Raw genomic sequence first — 17,685 nt, forward strand, 5'->3', positions numbered from 1 at the left:
GCGATGACCCGGCTGGCGCAGACACTCGGGCTCACCGAGTTCCAGACCGAAATCATCTCGACTGTAAGGCAGTTCGTCGACAAAGAGGTGATTCCGCACGCGCAGGAGCTTGAACACGGCGACACCTATCCCCAGGAGATCGTCGATGCGATGCGGGAGATGGGTCTCTTCGGGCTGATGATCCCGCAGGAGTATGGCGGTCTGGGTGAGTCACTACTCACCTATGCGCTCTGTGTCGAAGAACTCGCGCGTGGGTGGATGAGTGTGTCAGGGGTGATCAACACGCATTTCATCGTCGCGCACATCATCGGGCAGCACGGGACCGAGGAGCAGAAGCGCCACTATCTGCCGAGAATGGTAACCGGCGAGACCCGGGGCGCCTTCTCGATGTCGGAGCCTGAACTCGGTTCGGACGTGGCCGCGATTCGCACCAGGGCAACAGACAACGGTGACGGCACCTACACCATCAACGGGCAGAAGATGTGGCTGACCAACGGTGCCAGCTCGACTTTGGTGGCCGCGCTGGTGCGCACCAACGAGGGTGCCGACAAGCCGCATCGCAACCTGACCGCGTTCCTGATCGAAAAGCCCTCGGGTTTCGGTGAAGTCGCGCCGGGGCTAACCATTCCCGGCAAGCTCGACAAGCTCGGTTACAAGGGCATCGACACCACTGAGCTGGTGTTCGACGGCTACCTCGCCAGGGCCACCGACATCGTCGGCGCGGCTCCCGGACAGGGCTTCTTCCAGATGATGGACGGTGTCGAAGTCGGACGTGTCAACGTGTCCGCCAGGGCTTGTGGAGTCGGCATCAGGGCCTTCGAGCTGGCGGTGCGGTACGCCCAGCAGCGCAGCACCTTCGGCAAGCCCATCGCCGAGCATCAGGCCATCGCTTTCCAATTGGCCGAGATGGCGACCAAGGTGGAGGCTGCACACCTGATGATGGTCAATGCGGCACGGCTCAAGGACTCTGGCGACCGCAACGACGTGGCGGCCGGGATGGCGAAGTACTTCGCCAGTGAGGTGTGTGCCGAGGTGACCCAGCAGAGTTTCCGGATTCATGGCGGGTACGGGTACTCGAAGGAGTACGAGATCGAGCGGCTGATGCGTGATGCTCCGTTCCTGCTCATCGGGGAGGGCACCAGCGAGATCCAGAAGAACATCATCAGCAAGCGGCTGCTGACGGACTACCGGGTCTGATCCGGTGAGCGTCCCTGATTTCTCCGCTCGGCCCCAACTGGCCGAGGATGTGGCGCGCATCGTTCGGCGACGGATCTTCGATGGGACCTATGCCGCTGGAACGTATGTGCGTCTCGATCAACTGGCCGCCGGGTTGGGCATCAGCGTCACCCCGGTCAGGGAAGCACTGTTCGAACTCAAGGCCGAAGGACTGCTCGAGCAGCAGCCGCGGCGCGGTTTCGTGGTGCGACCGGTGACCGTTCGCGACATCGCCGACGTATCGAACGTGCAGGCCTATCTCGGGGGGGAGCTTGCCGCTCGGGCGGCCGCCGGTATCAGCGATGCCCAGTGGGACGAGCTGAACACGATCCAGAACGATCTGGAGGCCGCCTACACCGCCGATGATGCCGACCAGGCAGTGCGGCTCAACCACGAGTTCCATCGCGCAATCAACGTCGCCGCGGACTCACCCAAGCTGGCGCAACTGATGTCGCAGATCACCCGCTACGTACCCGAGTCGGTGTTCCCCACGATCGATGGCTGGCCCGAGGAGTCCAATCGCCATCATCGGCGCCTACTCGATGCCCTGGCCGGACGCGACCAAACCCTTGCCCGAATCGCGATGTCCGAGCACCTGGCCGCCGGCGCGGCGCCGCTGATCGAGCATCTGACCCGCCGCGGCGTGGTCGGCTGAAGTCGTGTCGGGATCGGGTTGCCCAGGAAGGCGTTACTGTAAGGCATAGCGGAGGTCGCTTGAGCAACCTAGGTTGGTACCGCACGAAAGTCGAAGGGAGACAATGTGTCGGACGAAGTTCTCGTAGAACGGCACGGTCGGGTTCTGGTCATCACCATCAATCGGCCGGAAGTACGCAACGCGTTCAACCTCGCGGTCGCCAAGGGCCTGGCTGCCGCGATGGACGAACTCGACGACACCGCGGAGCTATCGGTCGCGATCGTGACCGGGGCCGGCGGTAATTTCTGCGCGGGCATGGATTTGAAAGCGTTCATGGCAGGCGAGGTGCCCGCGATCCGTGGCCGTGGCATCGGCTTCACCGAGCGCCCGCCGCGCAAGCCTGTGATCGCGGCCGTCGAAGGGTATGCGCTGGCCGGCGGTACCGAGATCGTGCTGGCCACCGACCTGGTGGTGGCGGCCAAGAATGCGAAGTTCGGCATCCCCGAGGTCAAGCGCGGACTCGTCGCCGCAGGTGGCGGGTTATTGCGGCTCCCACACCGAATCCCGTACCAGAAGGCGCTCGAGCTCGCGCTGACCGGTGACAGCTTCACGGCTGCCGAGGCGGCGCAATGGGGCTTCGTCAACGTATTGACCGAGCCGGATCAGGCGCTGGAAGGTGCATTGGCCCTGGCCGAGCGCATCACCGCGAACGGGCCGCTGGCGGTGGCGGTCACCAAGCAGGTTATCGCCAAGTCCGTGGACTGGAGCGAGGAGGAGATGTGGAAGAAGCAGCGTGAGCTGATTTCACCGGTCTTTGCGTCCAAGGACGCGATGGAGGGTGCGACGGCGTTCGCCGAGAAGCGCAAGCCGAACTGGACCGGGTCCTGACGGACTCGCGGGTCTGGCCGGAATGACGTTCAGCGCGGGTCGATCATGTCGCGGAGCGTTGCTGCCGGCACAACGGTCGCCTGCGCCGATCGCGCCCGCTCGGCCAGGCCGCGGTCCGACGTGGCAACCCAGATCTGTTCAGGATGCGCGTCCGCGCGGATCATCCTGATTATCTCGTCGTCCGCTGAGTTCGGTGCTGCCGCGGGGGCATACGCCACAGTGACGTCGGCCGACTCGATTGGCGGCGACGGCGGCCGCTCGAAGACCACGGTCACGTCCGCGCCCTCTCGGCGCGCCCACCGCTCCAATCGGCCGACAAGCGCAGCCATCGCGTGGTGGCGGTCGCGCCACCAGCCATCCGGGCGACACCCGATCACGTTCATACCATCGACAATCCAGGGCATCCGTTCGACACTATCGGGGTAAGCCTCGGCGAAAGGGAGATGACATGGCTGAGAGCACCGAACTGCAGACCGGCGCTACCCAAAAAACCACCTTCTGCCGAATCTGTGAGCCACTGTGCGGCATGGTCGCCACCGTCGAGGATGGCCGGCTCGTCAAGCTGCGTCCGGACACAGAGCACCCGCTGTCGAGTGGGTTCGCCTGTCAGAAAGGTATCGCCTTCACCGAGGTGGTCAACGACCCCGACCGAGTCACCGTTCCGTTGCGCAGGACCGCCACCGGTTTCGAGAAGGTGACGTGGGATCAGGCGATGGCTGACATCTCGACCCGGCTCTCTGCCATCGTTGGGCAGCACGGGTCAGGTTCTGTCGGTTGGTATTTCGGTAACCCCGGTGCCTTCAGCTATGCCCACGTCCTCTCGGTGCTGGCTTTCATCAAGGGGCTGGGCAGGCAAAGCCATTTCTTCACGGCCTCGTCGCAGGACATCAGCAGCCGGTTGATGGCGAGCCAGCTGCTGTATGGAACGCCGACCTCGGTGCCGATTCCGGACCTGAAACGCACGGACCTCCTTGTGGTGATGGGAGCCAATCCCGTGGTGTCGCACGGGAGCTTGCTCACCGCACCGCGCATCAGGGACCGCATGCATGACATCGTCAAACGCGGCGGTCGGGTCGTCGTGATCGACCCGCGAAGATCCGAGACGGCCGCGCAGTTCGAATGGTTGGGGATCGTCCCCGACACGGATTCACAGCTGTTGCTGTCGCTGCTCCAGGTGATGTTCGCCGAGGGCCTCGCCGACGCGGACCAGATCGACTTGCATGCCGAGGGTCTCGATTGGCTGCGCTTGTTGGTGGCACCCTTCACGCCCGATGCGACGTCGGCTCACACAGGAATCGAGCCTGAGGTGGTGCGCGAACTGGCTCGCGACCTCGCCGCCACGCCGAGGGCGGCGATCTACGGGCGGCTGGGCACCTGTGTGGGCCGGTACGGGACTCTCACGTCCTACCTGATCGATGTCGTCAACCTTGTCGCAGGCAACCTCGACCGGCCGGGGGGATCGGTCTTCGTCGGCTTCGGATTGCCCGGCCAGCGATGGGTGAACTTCGCTGTGGGCGCGGTGCTGCGCCGGTCATACCGGCGACGACGGTCCCGTATCGGCGGAATCGGGTCGGTGATCGGCGCCGAGCCCGCTGCACTCATGGCCAAGGAGATTCTCGCCCCGGGGGACCGCCAGATCCGGGCGTTGTTCATCAGTGCGGGCAACCCCGTGCTGTCTGTGCCCAACGGCGAGGAATTAGAGCCCGCACTCGAATCGCTGCAGCTCTCGGTGGCGCTGGACTTCTATCGCACCGAGACAACCTCACACTGTGACTACATCCTGCCGGTGACGACGATGTACGAACGTGATGACTTCCCGTTGGCGTTTCAGGCCTTCCAGGCAACCCCGTTCCGACAAGCCACCGAAGCGGTGGTCGCGCCTGCCGGGCAGTCGCGGCAGGAATGGGAGATCATCGCGGAACTGATCCGGCGGGTGTCTGGTTCTGCGCCGCTTTTCGCCGCACTCTCTCGGTCGCACAGGGTTCTCAAGCTGCTCGGTGTTCACTTCACCCCCCGGATGTTGGCTGACGGGCTGATCCGGTTGACCGCCGGAGGTGACCTATTCGGTCTGCGGCGCGGCGGTCTCACCTTCGACCGACTCACCGGTTCCTCTCCGCACGGGAAGGTGATCGAACCCCATCTTCGTACCGGTGTGCTGAAGGAGAGCATCGCGTATCTGCGTGGCCGAATTCAGTTGGAGCACAGTGACATCGCCGCGCAGATCGCCCTCCTGTCGGGACCGGGTCATCCCGCTGACTACCCATTGCGGATGGTCGGGATGCGCGACTCGCGGTCGGAGAACTCATGGCTGCACAACTCTCCCTTGCTGATGCGCGGCGATCGCGGCCAACACGCGCTGATCAACGTCGATGACGCGGCCGAACTTCATGTCAGCGATGGAGAGGAGGTCGCCGTCAGCTCGCCCTACGGACGGATCCGCCTTCCGGTGAGGGTGACCAAGGATGTGATGACCGGTGTGATCGCCGTGCCCCACGGGTGGGGTCACAAAGGCACCGGCGGCTGGCGCGTTGCCAATCAAGCCGGTGGCGCCAACGTCAATCAGCTGACCTCAAGCGACCCGGGTGACGTCGAGGCCGTTTCTGGTATGGCGTGGTTGACCGGAGTGCCCGTCCGCATCGAGGCGCTCTGACCGACGCTGTGCCGGCTCAGGATCCGGTGATCGCTTGTTCGCGGGCCCACCGGTAGTCGGCTTTGCCGGCCGGGCTGCGCTGGATGGTTGGCCGGAACACCACTGCCTTGGGCAGTTTGTAGCGGGCGATCACCGCGGCGGCATGGTCGACGATCTCCCGCGCTTCAGCGCGAGCGCCATCGGCGAGCGCGACCACGGCCACCACCTCCTGGCCCCACCGTTCGCTGGGCCGACCCGCGACGACCACATCGGCCACGGCCGGGTGCCCAGCGATCGCCGACTCCACCTCCTCGGCGAAGATCTTCTCGCCCCCGGAGTTGATCGTCACCGAGTCCCGGCCGAGTAGTTCGATCGAACCGTCAGGCAGATGCCGGGCGCGGTCGCCGGGCACCGAGTACCGGACGCCGCCGATGACCGGGAATGTCGCCGCCGTCTTGACCGCGTCACCCTTGTAGCCCAGCGGGACGTAGCCGCGCTGGGCCAGCCAGCCCATGCCGTCGTGGCCGGGTTCCAGGATGGAATGGAGGTCCTCTGCGGCGACGGAGGTGTCCGGTCCCGCGGTGAACTTTCCGGTGGACACGGTTCCGGATGCCGACATGTGCGTCATCTGGGCGCCGGTCTCCGACGAACCCACGCCGTCGACGACCATCAGGTTGGTCTTGCTGTCGATGAGCCGCTGCTTGGCGGTCGGGGTCAGCTGGGCGCCGCCGTTGGCCACCACCGCCAGCGACGACAGATCCGCGTTCGTGCGTTCGAACGCGTCCGCTAGCGGGCGGGCCATGGCATCCCCGACCAGCGTCACCGCCAGGACCTTCTCCCGTTCGATGGTTCGCACCACGTCATCGACGTCGAGGTGGCTGGTGACCGGTGAAAACACCACGGACTGGCCTGTTGTCATGGCCGTCAACACCGCCCACTGCGCGGCGCCGTGCATCAGCGGCGGCAGCACCATGAGCCTGGTGCCGGGCGTTCCGGCGCAGCGGCCGGCGATATCCTCGTAGCTCGTGGCCAGTTCGCCGGTGTAGAGGCTGCGGCCGCCGAAGGAAGTCATGAAGATGTCGTGCTGCCGCCACAGCACGCCCTTGGGCATACCGGTCGTCCCACCGGTGTACAGCACATACAGGTCATCGGGTGATGGCTCGACCGGCGGGCCCTCAGCGGATCCGGCGGCCACGATCGACTCGTAGTCGACGGCGCCGGGCAGCAGCGGGTTGGCCGAATCGTCGGCGATCTGGATCAGCACCTTGAGCTGCGGCAGATCGGCCAGCACCTCGGCCAGGCGTGGCGCGAAGGCGGCGTGGTACAGCAACGCGGTTGCGCCGGAGTCGGCGAGCAGATATTGCAATTCGCTCTTCACGTACCGGTAGTTGACGTTGAACGGAGCGACGCGGGCCCGCCAGGCGCCCAACATGCCCTCGACGTACTCGGGACCGTTGTGGGCGTAGATGCCCAGCAGGTCCTGCCCGACTTCGTGGCCGGGCAACAGCGAGCGCTCGGTATGACACCCCAAGCCACGGGCGTGCAGGTAGGCCGCCAGACGATTGGACCTCTCGACGAGCTGGCCGTAAGTTACCCGGCGCTCGCCCTGGATGATGAAATCACGATCGCCGATGACCGCTGCGACGGCATCCGCGGCGGCTGGGACGGTGAACTGGATCGGTTCGGGCATAGGGCCTCCCATAGCTGGTGTGGTGGCAGCTATGGACTCTATCCGGCCGCGAAAAGTCAGCCCGCGGCGTCCGGAATCACCGGCACTTTGCACTCGCTCACGAGGTGATCGGTGACTCGGTGATAGGCCGCGATGTGGAAGGTGAACACTATGGACATGGGGATGGCACAGCGAGAACTCGATGAGCTCGGCTACTACCTGCTGGCGGGTGCCGGTGATGAAGGTCCGGCCGCGCTGATGGAGGAGGCCCGCCGGGGAGAGGAACTGGGCTTCGGCACCGGTTTCATCTCCGAGCGGTGGAACATCAAGGAGGCCTCCTCCCTGGTCGGCGCTGCGTGCGCGGTTACCACCCGAATGCAGATCGCCACGGCGGCAACGAATCACAACACCCGCCATCCGCTCATCACCGGGTCATGGGCTACCACCATGCATCGGTTGTCCGGAGGCCGCTTCACCCTCGGGATCGGGCGGGGCATCGCAGCGATCTACAGCGCATTCGGCGTGCCCGCGGCGACGACCGCGCAGATGGAGGACTTCGCACAGGTCATGCGTCGGCTGTGGCACGGCGAGGTGGTCTTCAATCACGACGGGCCCATCGGCAAGTACCCTGTGCTCTTCCTCGATTCGGACTTCGACGAGGACATCCGGTTGGCGATCGTGGCATTCGGTCCCCAGACCCTGGCCCTGGGGGGACGCGAGTTCGATGACGTCATCCTGCACACCTACTTCACACCCGAGACACTGCAGCGCGCGGTCAAGACCGTCAAGGACGCGGCCGAGCAGGCCGGCCGCGACCCCGACGACGTCCGCGTCTGGTCGTGCTTGGCCACCGTCGGCGATCACCTGCCCGAGGAACTGCGGCTGAAGAAGACTGTCGGCCGGTTGGCCACCTATCTGCAGGGCTATGGCGATCTGCTGGTCAACACTAATCGCTGGGATTCCTCAGTGCTGCAACGTTTCCGGGACGATACGATAGTGCAGTCCATTGCCGGAGGGATCGATCACAAGGCCACCGCAGAGCAGATCGAGCATATCGCCACCCTGATTCCCGACGAATGGCTCGAACCAGCGGCCACCGGGTCGGCACACCAGTGTGTGGACCGCGTGCGCAAGGAGTTCGGCTACGGCGCGGATGCGGTGATCATGCACGGGGCGACGCCTGACGAACTCGAGCCGATCATCACGGAATACCGCACTTCCGTAGGCTGACACACTTGCCGTACCGGTGATTTCGGCGTGCTGGCCGTCGCTCAGCGTCGATAACCACGCCGAAATCGCCGGGGTTCAGCAGCAGCGGGCGTCGGGATTGGCATCGGCGAGCGCATGGCGCCGCCGCCAGTATTCGCGTTCGGAGATGACCGGCGACTCGTCGGCATGCGTTCGTGCCCGGTGCGCCAGGTAGCGCTGGTAGTGGTTGTCTCCCATCAATGACTTCCAGTACCAGCCGATCTGGCCGACGATCGCCCGTGCCCGCTGGGTAGTGCGTCCCATTGCTTCTGTACCTCCTTCTCGGCTGTCGTGGCGAACATGCCCGATGGTGCGAAATGTCGCGACGGCTCCGGGTCATCCTCGGTCAGCGGCGCTGCCTGGCCGCGAATCGCTTGGTACGCCATGGTTGCCCCAGCTGTCACCACGATGATCACCACCACCGCGAAGATGATCGACAGGGTGCCCTGGATGAAGGTGTTGCGGATCACCGCGTCGAGCTGTCCGGCGTCTTCGGCTGCACCAAAGCTGGTTTCGCCGGCCTCCCTGGCGTTGCGGTACTGAAAGTGCTGGGTCCAGTAACCGACTCGGGGATCGCCGGAGAAGATCTTCTGCCACGACGCCGTCATCGTGACCGTGAGGTCCCATAGCAGCGGTACTCCGGGAATCCACGCCCATTTGAGCAGACCGCGTTTGATGATCACCACCGTCACGACGGTCAGTGCGATGGCGGCGAGCAATTGGTTGGCGATGCCGAAGAGCGGGAACAGCGTGTTGATGCCGCCCAGCGGATCCGTGACGCCCATCAGCAGAATCCCTCCCCAGGCTGCGACAACGATGATGCTGCACGCCCAGGCACCGACTCGCCAGCTCGGGTTGCTCAGCTTCTTGAGTGGACCACCGAGGTTGGCCAGGCCGTCGGAGAGCATGAAGCGTGCGACCCGGGTGCCGGCGTCGACCGTGGTCAGGATGAACAACGCCTCGAACATGATGGCGAAGTGATACCAGAAAGCCTTGAGGCTCGCGCCCCCGAAGACCTGGTGCAGGACTTCCGACATGCCGAAGGCCAGCGTGGGCGCGCCGCCGGTCCGCGCCACGATGGTCTCCTCGCCGACGCTCTCGGCGGCGTCGCTGATTTCCTCGGCGGTGATCGGGGCTCCCGACAGGCCCAATCCGTTGACGTAGTCGGCCGCGGTCTGCGGGGTGGTGCCCGTCGAGGCGGCCGGTGCATTCATGGTGAAGTAGAGATGCTGATTGATGATGGCCGCGGTGATCAGAGCCATGATCGCGACGAACGACTCGGTCAGCATTCCGCCGTAGCCGATCAGCCGCATCTGGCTTTCCTTCTCCAGCAGCTTTGGCGTGGTGCCCGACGAGATCAGCGCGTGAAAGCCGGACAGTGCTCCGCACGCGATGGTGATGAACAGGAAGGGGAACAGCGAGCCGGCGAACACGGGGCCGTCGCCACTGGTGGCGAACGACGAGACCGCCGGTGCCTCCATGACCGGCCGGGCGATCACGATGCCGACGGCCAGCAGCGCGATCGTGCCGACCTTCATGAACGTCGACAGGTAGTCACGAGGGGCGAGCAGCAACCACACCGGCAACACTGACGCGGCCAGGCCGTAGATGATGATGCACCACGACAGCGTCACCTTCGATAGGGTGAACCACTCCGTTCCCCAAGCTGTTTCGGCGACCCAGCCACCCGAGGCGACGGCGAGAAGGAGCAGGGCCACCCCGATCAGCGAGACTTCCGACACCTTTCCCGGCCGCAGGAAGCGCAGGTATAGACCCATGAATATGGCGATCGGAATCGTCATCGCGATCGAAAACACGCCCCACGGACTCTCGGCCAGTGCGTTGACCACAACCAGTGCCAGCACCGCGAGCAGGATCACCATGATGACGAGCACGCCGACGATGGCGGCAGCACCACCGACGGTTCCGAGTTCGTCGCGTGCCATCTGTCCCAACGAGCGGCCGCGCCGGCGCACCGAGATCGACAGCACCAGGTAGTCCTGCACGCATCCGGCGACCACCGCGCCGATGATGATCCAGATCGTGCCCGGCAGGTAGCCCATCTGCATGGCCAGCACCGGCCCGACGAGCGGCCCCGCGCCGGCGATGGCGGCGAAGTGGTGACCGAACAGGACGCGGCGGTCGGTCGGCATGTAGTCGGTGCCGTTTTCGAAAGCCTCTGCCGGGGTTGCCTTGTCGTCGCGCGGATGGACCACCTTCATCTCGATGAGGCGGGCATAGAAACGGAAGCCGATGACGTAGGTGCAGATCGCGGCAAGGACGAACCAGACCGCGTTGACCGTCTCACCCCGGAAGAATGCGATCACTGCCCAGGCGAACGCCCCGATCAACGCAATGGCCGCGAAGACGATCTTGTGCCTGGTCGTGATCGGTGACCGGTCGATGATCGCCACGGGAGGTAGATCTTTGTCGGTGCGGATGTAGGTGATGTCGCCCTGACGGTCCTCGATGTGGTCCGACGGTGTGGCGGTGGGTGTGGCCACGGGTCTCTCCCTGGTTGGCTCGACTGTGCGTTCAGCCCTTGATGAACTGCGCTCGCTGATCCTTGCACCGGACCGGCCGGGGATGTGGCGAAACCCGCTTTCATGAGAACCCAGTACCGACTTCGCCGACACTGCTCGCGCGGAACGACAGCGCGACCGTGGGCCCGCTCAACTGCTGATTCGGTGAAGAGGTCGAAGAAGCTCAGCGAACAGCGAACGAAATCGAGTGCCAGCCGGTCGCGCCGTCGGGCGCCGGGGCGGCCCGCTCGGACGTCTGGGTGTATCCCGTGTTGTCGGTGGCGCGCACGGTGATCTTGTGAACCCCGGGCTCACGGGCTTCCCAGTCGAAGCTCCACAGTCGCCAGGTGGCGTCTGAGTAGCTTTCGCCCAACTGAGTCGGCTGCCAGTCGCCGTCATCGATCTGGACTTCGACGTCGCGCACCCCGCGGTCCTGGGCCCAGGCGACTCCGCCGAACTTCACCGGCCCGGTGGGCACGTCCTGTCCGGCTCGCGGCACATCGATGCGGGACTCGGTCTTGATCGGCCCCCGCGCCGACCAACCGCGCCGCGTCCAGTACGCCTGCGCCCGGTCGAAGCGGGTCAGTTCCAGGTCGACCACCCACTTGGTGGCCGATACGTAGCCGTACAGGCCGGGAACGACCAGTCGGGCCGGATATCCGTGCTCAACGGGCAGCGGCTCGCCGTTCATGCCGATGGCGAGCATCGCGTCGTCTGCGGTGAGTGCCTCGACGGGAGTACCGGCCGTCCACCCGTCGGTGGATTTCGACAGCACCATGTCTGCGTCGGACTGCACACCGGCTTCGGCAAGCAGGTCCCGGACCCGGTAGCCGGTCCATGTCGCGTTCGAAATGAGTTCCCCGCCGACGGGATTGGAAACGCAGGTCAGCGTCACCACTTCTGCTACGGCATCGAAACGGTCGAGATCCTCGAAGTTATAGGTGATTTCGCGGTCCACCATGCCGTGAATCCGCAGCTGCCAATCGGTGCGGCTGAGCTGGGGCACTCGCAGCGCGGTATCAATGCGGTAAAAGTCGGAGTTATCGGTGATGAAAGATGGCAGGGCAACACCTTTGGGCTGCACCGACGCGGGTATCGGAGGTGCGGGGACATCGACGCGGGGCAGCGCGAACGCCTGTCGATCGCCCGAGACCGATGAGGTGAGCCTGGAGATCACCGCACCCGCGACACCGCTGGCGGCCCCGGCGGCAAGGAACCCCAGCGTCAGCAAGGACAGCCGTCTGCCGCGGTCGGGTTCGTCGCCGGCTTCGCCGGCGGCCGGACCGTCTCGAACATGGCTCTCTCGAGCGTCGCTGAATCGGCCCGAGACCAACAGTCGGAGCACCAGCACTCCGCACGCAGTGCCCACCACCGTCGGCACGATGTCGACCAACGTCGCCCCTGTGCGGGACAGGACCGCGGCGCAACCGGCGACCCCGGTGGCCGCGATCATGGCACTGCCCAGCGGTCTGCGGACAGACTCGGCGAGGCCCGCGACTGCGGCGACCACCGCGATCACCACCAGCACGAGCACGCTCAGCACCAGCTTGTCGGCGGTACCGAAGGTCTGGATCGCCCATTCCTTGACCGGACCGGGGGTCAAGTCGATCACCGCAGACCCGGCTGCGGTGCGGACGTCGGCCTGTCGTCCGAACACGGCGCTGACCAATTGCGCTACGCCGACCGAGACAGCAGCCGCTGCGATGCCGCCCAACGCTTTGGTGCCCGGGGGGGTCATAGTGACCAAACTACCTGCGCGGGCAACCCCGAACCCTTACCGAAAGATGTCACTCACGAACCTCGGGTGGTAGCCGGCCCCGGCTAGAAGCGCCGCGACAGCAATCCGTGCCCGGATCCGGGTCCGCCGGACCGTTTCGGCGGCAAGGCGTCAGTGCAGAGGACGCAACACGATCGGCATGCCATCGATCGGAACCGCCATGCCGCCGTGGTCATAGTGCGGCTGGTAGCCCGGGCGGACCAGTTCGAGCCGGTACTTGCGCAGCAGTCGGTGCATCACGGTCTTGATCTCCAGCTGACCGAACACCATGCCGATGCACTTATGTGCGCCGCCGCCGAATGGGGCGAACGCGTAGCGATGCCTTTTGTGCTCGTTGCGAGGTTCGGCGAACCGCGCTGGATCGAACTTCTCGGGATCGGTCCACAGCTCGGGCAACCGATGGTTGATCGACGGCCAGGTCATGATCGCGGTGTCGGCGGGGATGTGGAATCCCATCAACTCGGTGTCTCGGACCGTCTGCCGAAAGTTGAACGGCAGCGGGGTCACCATCCGCAGGGCTTCGTTGATCACCAGGTCGTAAGTCTCAAGCTTCTCCAGGGCTTCGATATCGAGCGGGCCGTCGCCGATCCGCTCGGACTCTTCACGGCAGCGGTTCTGCCACTGCGGGTTGGCCGCCAGATGGTAGGCCATCGTCGTCAGCGTGGACGTCGACGTGTCGTGCGCGGCCATCATCAGGAAGATCATGTGGCTGACCACGTCCTGGTCGGTGAAACTCTGGCCGTCCTCATCCTGCGAATGACACAGCACGCTGAACATATCGGTGCTCTCGGAACGCCGCTTCTCGGCGATGCGGGCGTTGAAGTAGTTCTCGAGCGTCTTGCGTGCACGGATGCCACGCCACCATTGCAGCGGAGGCACCGGCTTGCGAACGATCGCATTTCCAGCTCGCGTGGTGGTGGTGAACGCCTTGTTGACGGTGGTAACCAGTTCCTTGTCGGTGCCGGCCTCGTGGCCCATGAACACGACCGACGCGATGTCGAGGGTCAGCTCCTTGACCGCCGGATGGAACAGGAATCGAGGATCGTCGGCCACCCAGTCATTGGCGATCACCGCCGAGGCGACGGTATCGATGTGCTCGACGTATCCGGTCAATCTGCTGCGGGTGAATGCCTCCTGCATGATCCGGCGGTGGTACATGTGATCGTCGAAGTCGCGCAGCATCAGGCCGCCCTCGAAGAACGGTCCGATGACGGGATCCCACGCCTTCTGGGAGAACTCCTTGTTGCGGTTGGAGAACACCGCCTGGGTGGCATCGGGGCCGAGCGCAATGACCGCCGGTAGCACTGGCGAGTCGGCAAAGTGGATCGGCCCGTGCTGGCGGTACAGCTGGAGGACATAGTCGGGACCGCCGCGGAACAGCTCGATCATGTGCCCGAACACCGGTAGTCCGTTGTCGCCCTTCACGGCCTTGAGCCCGCTGCCCGCAGGTGGCTCGGCCAGGACGATCTCCTTCCATTGGTGCTCGAGCAGCCGCTTCTCCAGCGCGCCCATACCCGGGATGGTGACCGGCGTCGGCCTCAAGCGCCGTTTAGCTTGGTCAAGCAAATAATCCTTGGTGTTGATCGTCGCCATCGAACGCTCCTGGGAAAGGAAAGCTGTGGTGGATGTCACCCCTACTCGTTATCCTGATCGCCGAACTTGACGCATGTCAAGTTTTGATTGGAGCGAGTCGCGATGCGAAGGTCTACTGCCATGACCGCCGAACCATCACGTCCTCCCGCGGAGCGCCGCAGTCGCGGTGACCGGCAACGCGAGGCGATCATCGGTGCGGTCCGTGAATTACTGCAGGAACGCTCGTTTTCCGACATTTCTGTCAGCACCATCAGCGAGCGCGCCGGAGTCGCGCGATCCGGCTTCTACTTCTACTTCGACTCCAAATACGCGGTGCTCGCGGTGATTCTCGCCGAGGCCATGGCCGAACTCGACAAGCTCACCCACGACTTCGCGCCGCGTGAGTCGGGGGAGTCGCCATCGGATTTCGCCAAACGGATGGTCGGCTATGCCGCCATCGTGTTCTCCTCGCACGACCCGATCATGAGCGCGTGCAATCTGGCCCGAAACACCGACGCCCAGATCCGCGAGATCATGGACGACTTTCAGGACACCGTGATCGCCAAGATCGTCGGACTGGTCAAGGACGACTCTGGCTCGCACCCGGTGTCCGGCGATGTCGCTGCGCTGGTGCGCACGTTGACCGCAGTGACGTCCATGACGCTCGCGCAGGACAGTGCGTTCGTGGGCCGCGATCAGGATCCCGCCGGTGCCGTCGAGATCGTCGAGCGGCTGTGGCTGTGTGCCCTGTGGGGCGGGGCCGACTGCGACCAGTAGTGTCGCCGTCATGGCGCGGCAGGGTGTTTTCGATGGAGGTTTTGCCGGCAAGCGGTGCCTGCTCACCGGTGCCGCCAGCGGAATTGGGCGCGCGGTCGCGCTGAAGCTGGCTGCCCAGGGCGCTGAGCTCTACCTGACCGATCGAGACGCCGAAGGACTCGAGCTGACGGTGGCCGACGCGCGCTCGCTCGGTGGCGTCGTCGTCGCGCATCGAGCCCTGGACATCGCCGACTATCACGAGGTCGCCGGTTTCGCCGCCGACATCCACACCAACCAACATCCGATGGATTTGGTGATGAACATCGCCGGAGTGTCGGCATGGGGCACCGTGGACCAGCTCACCCATCACCATTGGAAGTCCATGATCGACATCAACCTGATGGGCCCGATCCACGTCATCGAGACGTTCATGCCGCCGATGATGGCGGCAGGTCGCGGCGGGCATTTGGTGAACGTCTCGTCGGCGGCCGGCCTGGTGGCCTTGCCCTGGCACGCTGCATACTCGGCCAGCAAGTACGGTCTGATCGGATTGTCTGAGGTGTTGCGCTTCGACTTACACCGGCACAGCATCGGTGTTTCGGTGGCGGTGCCCGGAGCAGTGAAAACGCCTCTGGTGGAATCGCTTCATATCGCGGGTGTGGACCGCGAGCATCCGCGCGTGCAGTTCTGGACGAACCGTTTCGGCGGGCACGCGGTGTCTCCAGAGGTCGCCGCGGACAAGATTTTGCGCGGTGTGGTCCGAAATCGGTTCCTGATCTACACCTCGTCGGACATTCGCGCGCTCTACCTGTTCAAGCGCGTTCTGTGGTTGCCCTACAGCGTGACGATGAAGCAGGTGAACGTGCTGTTCACCCGGGCGCTGCGACCGCATCCCAAGCGGCGCTGAGGTTCAGCGCCTTCCCCAGTCCCAGGCGGGGGTGGTCAGCAGGCCCTGGTCTGCCACCTTGGTCTCACCCCAGTCCTTGAAAAGCTCTATCTCCCAGGTATCTCCGCTGCTGCCCAGAGGTGCGGTGCCGAGGCATTCGCGCAGCGTCTGTGAATGCGTGACCACGACCACCTGGGTCCGTGTCGCAGCCCCCTCGATCAGCGCTGCCAATGGGCGCACGAGATCAGGGTGCAGAGATGTTTCCGGCTCGTTGAGCACCATCAGAGACGGTGGCTCAGGGCTGAGCAGCGCCGCGGCCCAGAGCAGGAAACGCAAAGTGCCGTCTGATATTTCGGCGCTGCGCAGTGGACGCAGCATTCCCCGCTGGTGCAACTGGACGTCGAATAGTCCGTCGGTGACCGAGACCGATACGGATGCGCCGTCGAATGCGGCCGCCACCGCGCGGGCGAGGTCGTCGGTGCCGGTCTCGAGAATGGTCTGCACGGCTGCGGCCAGGTCAGCGCCGTCGTCGGCGAGAACTGGCGTCCTGGTGCCCACCTGCGGGCGGCGTGAGGCAGCGCCGCTGTCGGCCCGAAATCCGTCGTAGAACCTCCAGTCACGCAGTCTTTCCCGGACCGCGACCAGTTCGGGCGCCGCGCCGGCCCAGTCGGTCAGTACGCTGCGGTGCGCCGGCAGGTTACGGGCTAACTCATCGAAGCCGTGTCCAGCCTCGCTGGACACCTCGACGAAACCGCGCACCCGGCGCAACAGGGTGGCGCTGGGACGGGCTACCGGTCCAGCGAAGATCATCTCGCGCTTGACTTCTGGGTCGTGTTCGAATGCTGTCCCGGTGGCCTGTGGCAGGCCCAGGTCGATCAGGTATCCGAAATCGTCAGCAGCATAACCGAGTTCGATGGAAACCGGTCTGGTACGCGGCCCGCCCTGCGCGGCGCCGGTACGGCGGGCACCCCCCAGGTGCTCCGGGCCGGCCCACAACGCCGACTCGACTCCGCCTTCGCGGGCGAAGGACCCGATCACCTCCCCGCGGCCGCAGTCGGCCAGCAGCCGCAGCGAGCGGTACAGCGACGATTTGCCGGTGCCGTTGGCCCCGGTCACGACGGTGAGCCGGCGCAGCGGCAGCACGAGCTCCCGCAGCGAGCGGTAACCGCGGATCGCGACGGTGCGGAGCATGAATGGGGATGCTAGCGGGCGGCGGTGACAGGCCTCGCCGGTTAGTGTCTCCGGTATGGGCGAAGCGGTCGGGAGGAATCGGCGGGACCGGGGAAGAATCGGGGGGATCAAGAATGTCTGACGACTCAGGCGTGCGGGTGATGGTTCTGGTGGGAAGTCTGCGTGCGGGCTCGATCAACCGCCAACTCGCCGAACTGGCAGTCGAGATGAGCCCTGCGGGCGCGACCCTCGAGCTGTTCGACCGGTTGGGGGAGCTGCCGTTCTACAACGAGGACATCGACGGTGACCCCGCAGGCGATGGTGCCGACCACGGCGGTGTCGCCGATGCCGTCGCGGCCCTGCGTGATGCCGCCGCTCGCGCCGATGCGGCCCTGGTGGTGACACCCGAGTACAACGGCAGCATTCCGGGCGTGCTGAAGAACGCGATCGACTGGCTGTCCCGGCCATTTGGTAACGGCGGGCTGAAAGGCAAGCCGCTTGCTGTCGTTGGCGCCGCCCTCGGCCGGTACGGAGGAGTCTGGGCCCACGACGAGACGAGAAAATCTTTCGGGATCGCCGGCGCTCGGATCATCGAGGATCTCGACCTGTCCATCCCGGCGGCACCGCTGGGGGGTGATCACCCGCGAGAGCACCCGGATATCGCCGAGCGACTCGGTGAGGTCGTCACAAAGTTGATCACCAGGGTCGGCTGAGGCGAG

Annotated in this window: 15 protein-coding genes; 8 read left to right on the forward strand and 7 right to left on the reverse strand. The window is 65.1% G+C overall.

All coding sequences use genetic code 11. The features are described from left to right. Window positions 1–3 precede the first annotated feature (3 nt). From ACPGXI_RS00100 to ACPGXI_RS00110, 3 genes are all read left to right on the forward strand, one after another. Window positions 4–1,197 carry an acyl-CoA dehydrogenase family protein gene (locus tag ACPGXI_RS00100; RefSeq protein ID WP_526648556.1) on the forward strand — a complete coding sequence of 398 codons (1,194 nt, stop codon included), beginning with the start codon at window positions 4–6 and terminating at the stop codon, window positions 1,195–1,197. 4 nt (window positions 1,198–1,201) lie between these two features. Continuing rightward, on the forward strand, window positions 1,202–1,870 hold the full coding sequence (locus ACPGXI_RS00105; protein WP_526648558.1) for a GntR family transcriptional regulator: 669 nt from the start codon (window positions 1,202–1,204) through the stop codon (window positions 1,868–1,870). 105 nt (window positions 1,871–1,975) lie between these two features. After that, window positions 1,976–2,737 (forward strand): enoyl-CoA hydratase/isomerase family protein, encoded by a 762-nt coding sequence (locus tag ACPGXI_RS00110; protein WP_526648560.1) that lies wholly within the window; start codon window positions 1,976–1,978, stop codon window positions 2,735–2,737. A 29-nt stretch (window positions 2,738–2,766) separates the two neighbouring features. Here the strand turns inward: ACPGXI_RS00110 and ACPGXI_RS00115 are convergent, their stop codons facing one another. Next, entirely contained in the window at window positions 2,767–3,141 is a 375-nt protein-coding gene (locus ACPGXI_RS00115; RefSeq protein ID WP_526648562.1) for an NYN domain-containing protein, read from the reverse strand. 44 nt (window positions 3,142–3,185) lie between these two features. On the opposite strand from ACPGXI_RS00115, the gene ACPGXI_RS00120 reads away from it, so the two are divergent. Beyond that, complete coding sequence (locus ACPGXI_RS00120; protein WP_526648564.1) at window positions 3,186–5,387, forward strand: molybdopterin-containing oxidoreductase family protein; 2,202 nt, start codon at window positions 3,186–3,188, stop codon at window positions 5,385–5,387. Window positions 5,388–5,403: 16 nt separating this feature from the next. Here the strand turns inward: ACPGXI_RS00120 and mig are convergent, their stop codons facing one another. After that, complete coding sequence (gene mig / locus ACPGXI_RS00125; RefSeq protein ID WP_526648566.1) at window positions 5,404–7,056, reverse strand: medium-chain acyl-CoA ligase Mig; 1,653 nt, start codon at window positions 7,054–7,056, stop codon at window positions 5,404–5,406. A 162-nt stretch (window positions 7,057–7,218) separates the two neighbouring features. Here mig and ACPGXI_RS00130 point away from each other — a divergent pair, with 162 nt between their 5' ends. Continuing rightward, the gene (locus tag ACPGXI_RS00130; protein ID WP_526648800.1) at window positions 7,219–8,265 is read left to right on the forward strand and encodes a TIGR03857 family LLM class F420-dependent oxidoreductase; all 1,047 of its coding nucleotides are present in this window, start codon (window positions 7,219–7,221) and stop codon (window positions 8,263–8,265) included. Between the two features lie 75 nt (window positions 8,266–8,340). Here the strand turns inward: ACPGXI_RS00130 and ACPGXI_RS00135 are convergent, their stop codons facing one another. The 4 genes from ACPGXI_RS00135 to ACPGXI_RS00150 form a co-directional block, all read right to left on the reverse strand. Beyond that, window positions 8,341–8,547: a YbdD/YjiX family protein gene (locus tag ACPGXI_RS00135; RefSeq protein ID WP_526648568.1), complete on the reverse strand. Its 207-nt coding sequence runs from the start codon at window positions 8,545–8,547 to the stop codon at window positions 8,341–8,343. Then, window positions 8,481–10,787, reverse strand: a complete 2,307-nt coding sequence (locus ACPGXI_RS00140; protein WP_526648570.1) for a carbon starvation CstA family protein — start codon at window positions 10,785–10,787, stop codon at window positions 8,481–8,483. Before ACPGXI_RS00140 ends, ACPGXI_RS00135 begins: the two co-directional genes overlap by 67 nt. Window positions 10,788–10,989: 202 nt before the next feature. After that, complete coding sequence (locus ACPGXI_RS00145; RefSeq protein ID WP_526648572.1) at window positions 10,990–12,543, reverse strand: molybdopterin-dependent oxidoreductase; 1,554 nt, start codon at window positions 12,541–12,543, stop codon at window positions 10,990–10,992. A gap of 150 nt (window positions 12,544–12,693) precedes the next feature. Next, window positions 12,694–14,175, reverse strand: coding sequence for a cytochrome P450 (locus ACPGXI_RS00150; protein ID WP_526648802.1), 1,482 nt, complete (start codon window positions 14,173–14,175; stop codon window positions 12,694–12,696). Between the two features lie 120 nt (window positions 14,176–14,295). Between ACPGXI_RS00150 and ACPGXI_RS00155 the strand changes: the two genes are divergently transcribed. After that, window positions 14,296–14,931, forward strand: coding sequence for a TetR/AcrR family transcriptional regulator (locus tag ACPGXI_RS00155; RefSeq protein WP_526648574.1), 636 nt, complete (start codon window positions 14,296–14,298; stop codon window positions 14,929–14,931). 10 nt (window positions 14,932–14,941) lie between these two features. Then, window positions 14,942–15,817 carry an SDR family oxidoreductase gene (locus ACPGXI_RS00160; RefSeq protein WP_526648576.1) on the forward strand — a complete coding sequence of 292 codons (876 nt, stop codon included), beginning with the start codon at window positions 14,942–14,944 and terminating at the stop codon, window positions 15,815–15,817. A gap of 3 nt (window positions 15,818–15,820) precedes the next feature. Here the strand turns inward: ACPGXI_RS00160 and ACPGXI_RS00165 are convergent, their stop codons facing one another. Next, window positions 15,821–16,987: an AAA family ATPase gene (locus tag ACPGXI_RS00165; RefSeq protein WP_526648578.1), complete on the reverse strand. Its 1,167-nt coding sequence runs from the start codon at window positions 16,985–16,987 to the stop codon at window positions 15,821–15,823. A 113-nt stretch (window positions 16,988–17,100) separates the two neighbouring features. On the opposite strand from ACPGXI_RS00165, the gene ACPGXI_RS00170 reads away from it, so the two are divergent. After that, window positions 17,101–17,679, forward strand: coding sequence for an NADPH-dependent FMN reductase (locus ACPGXI_RS00170; protein ID WP_526648580.1), 579 nt, complete (start codon window positions 17,101–17,103; stop codon window positions 17,677–17,679). Window positions 17,680–17,685: the final 6 nt, after the last annotated feature.

It is taken from the genome of Mycobacterium sp. (assembly GCF_049608025.1).
GTDB lineage: Bacteria > Actinomycetota > Actinomycetes > Mycobacteriales > Mycobacteriaceae > Mycobacterium.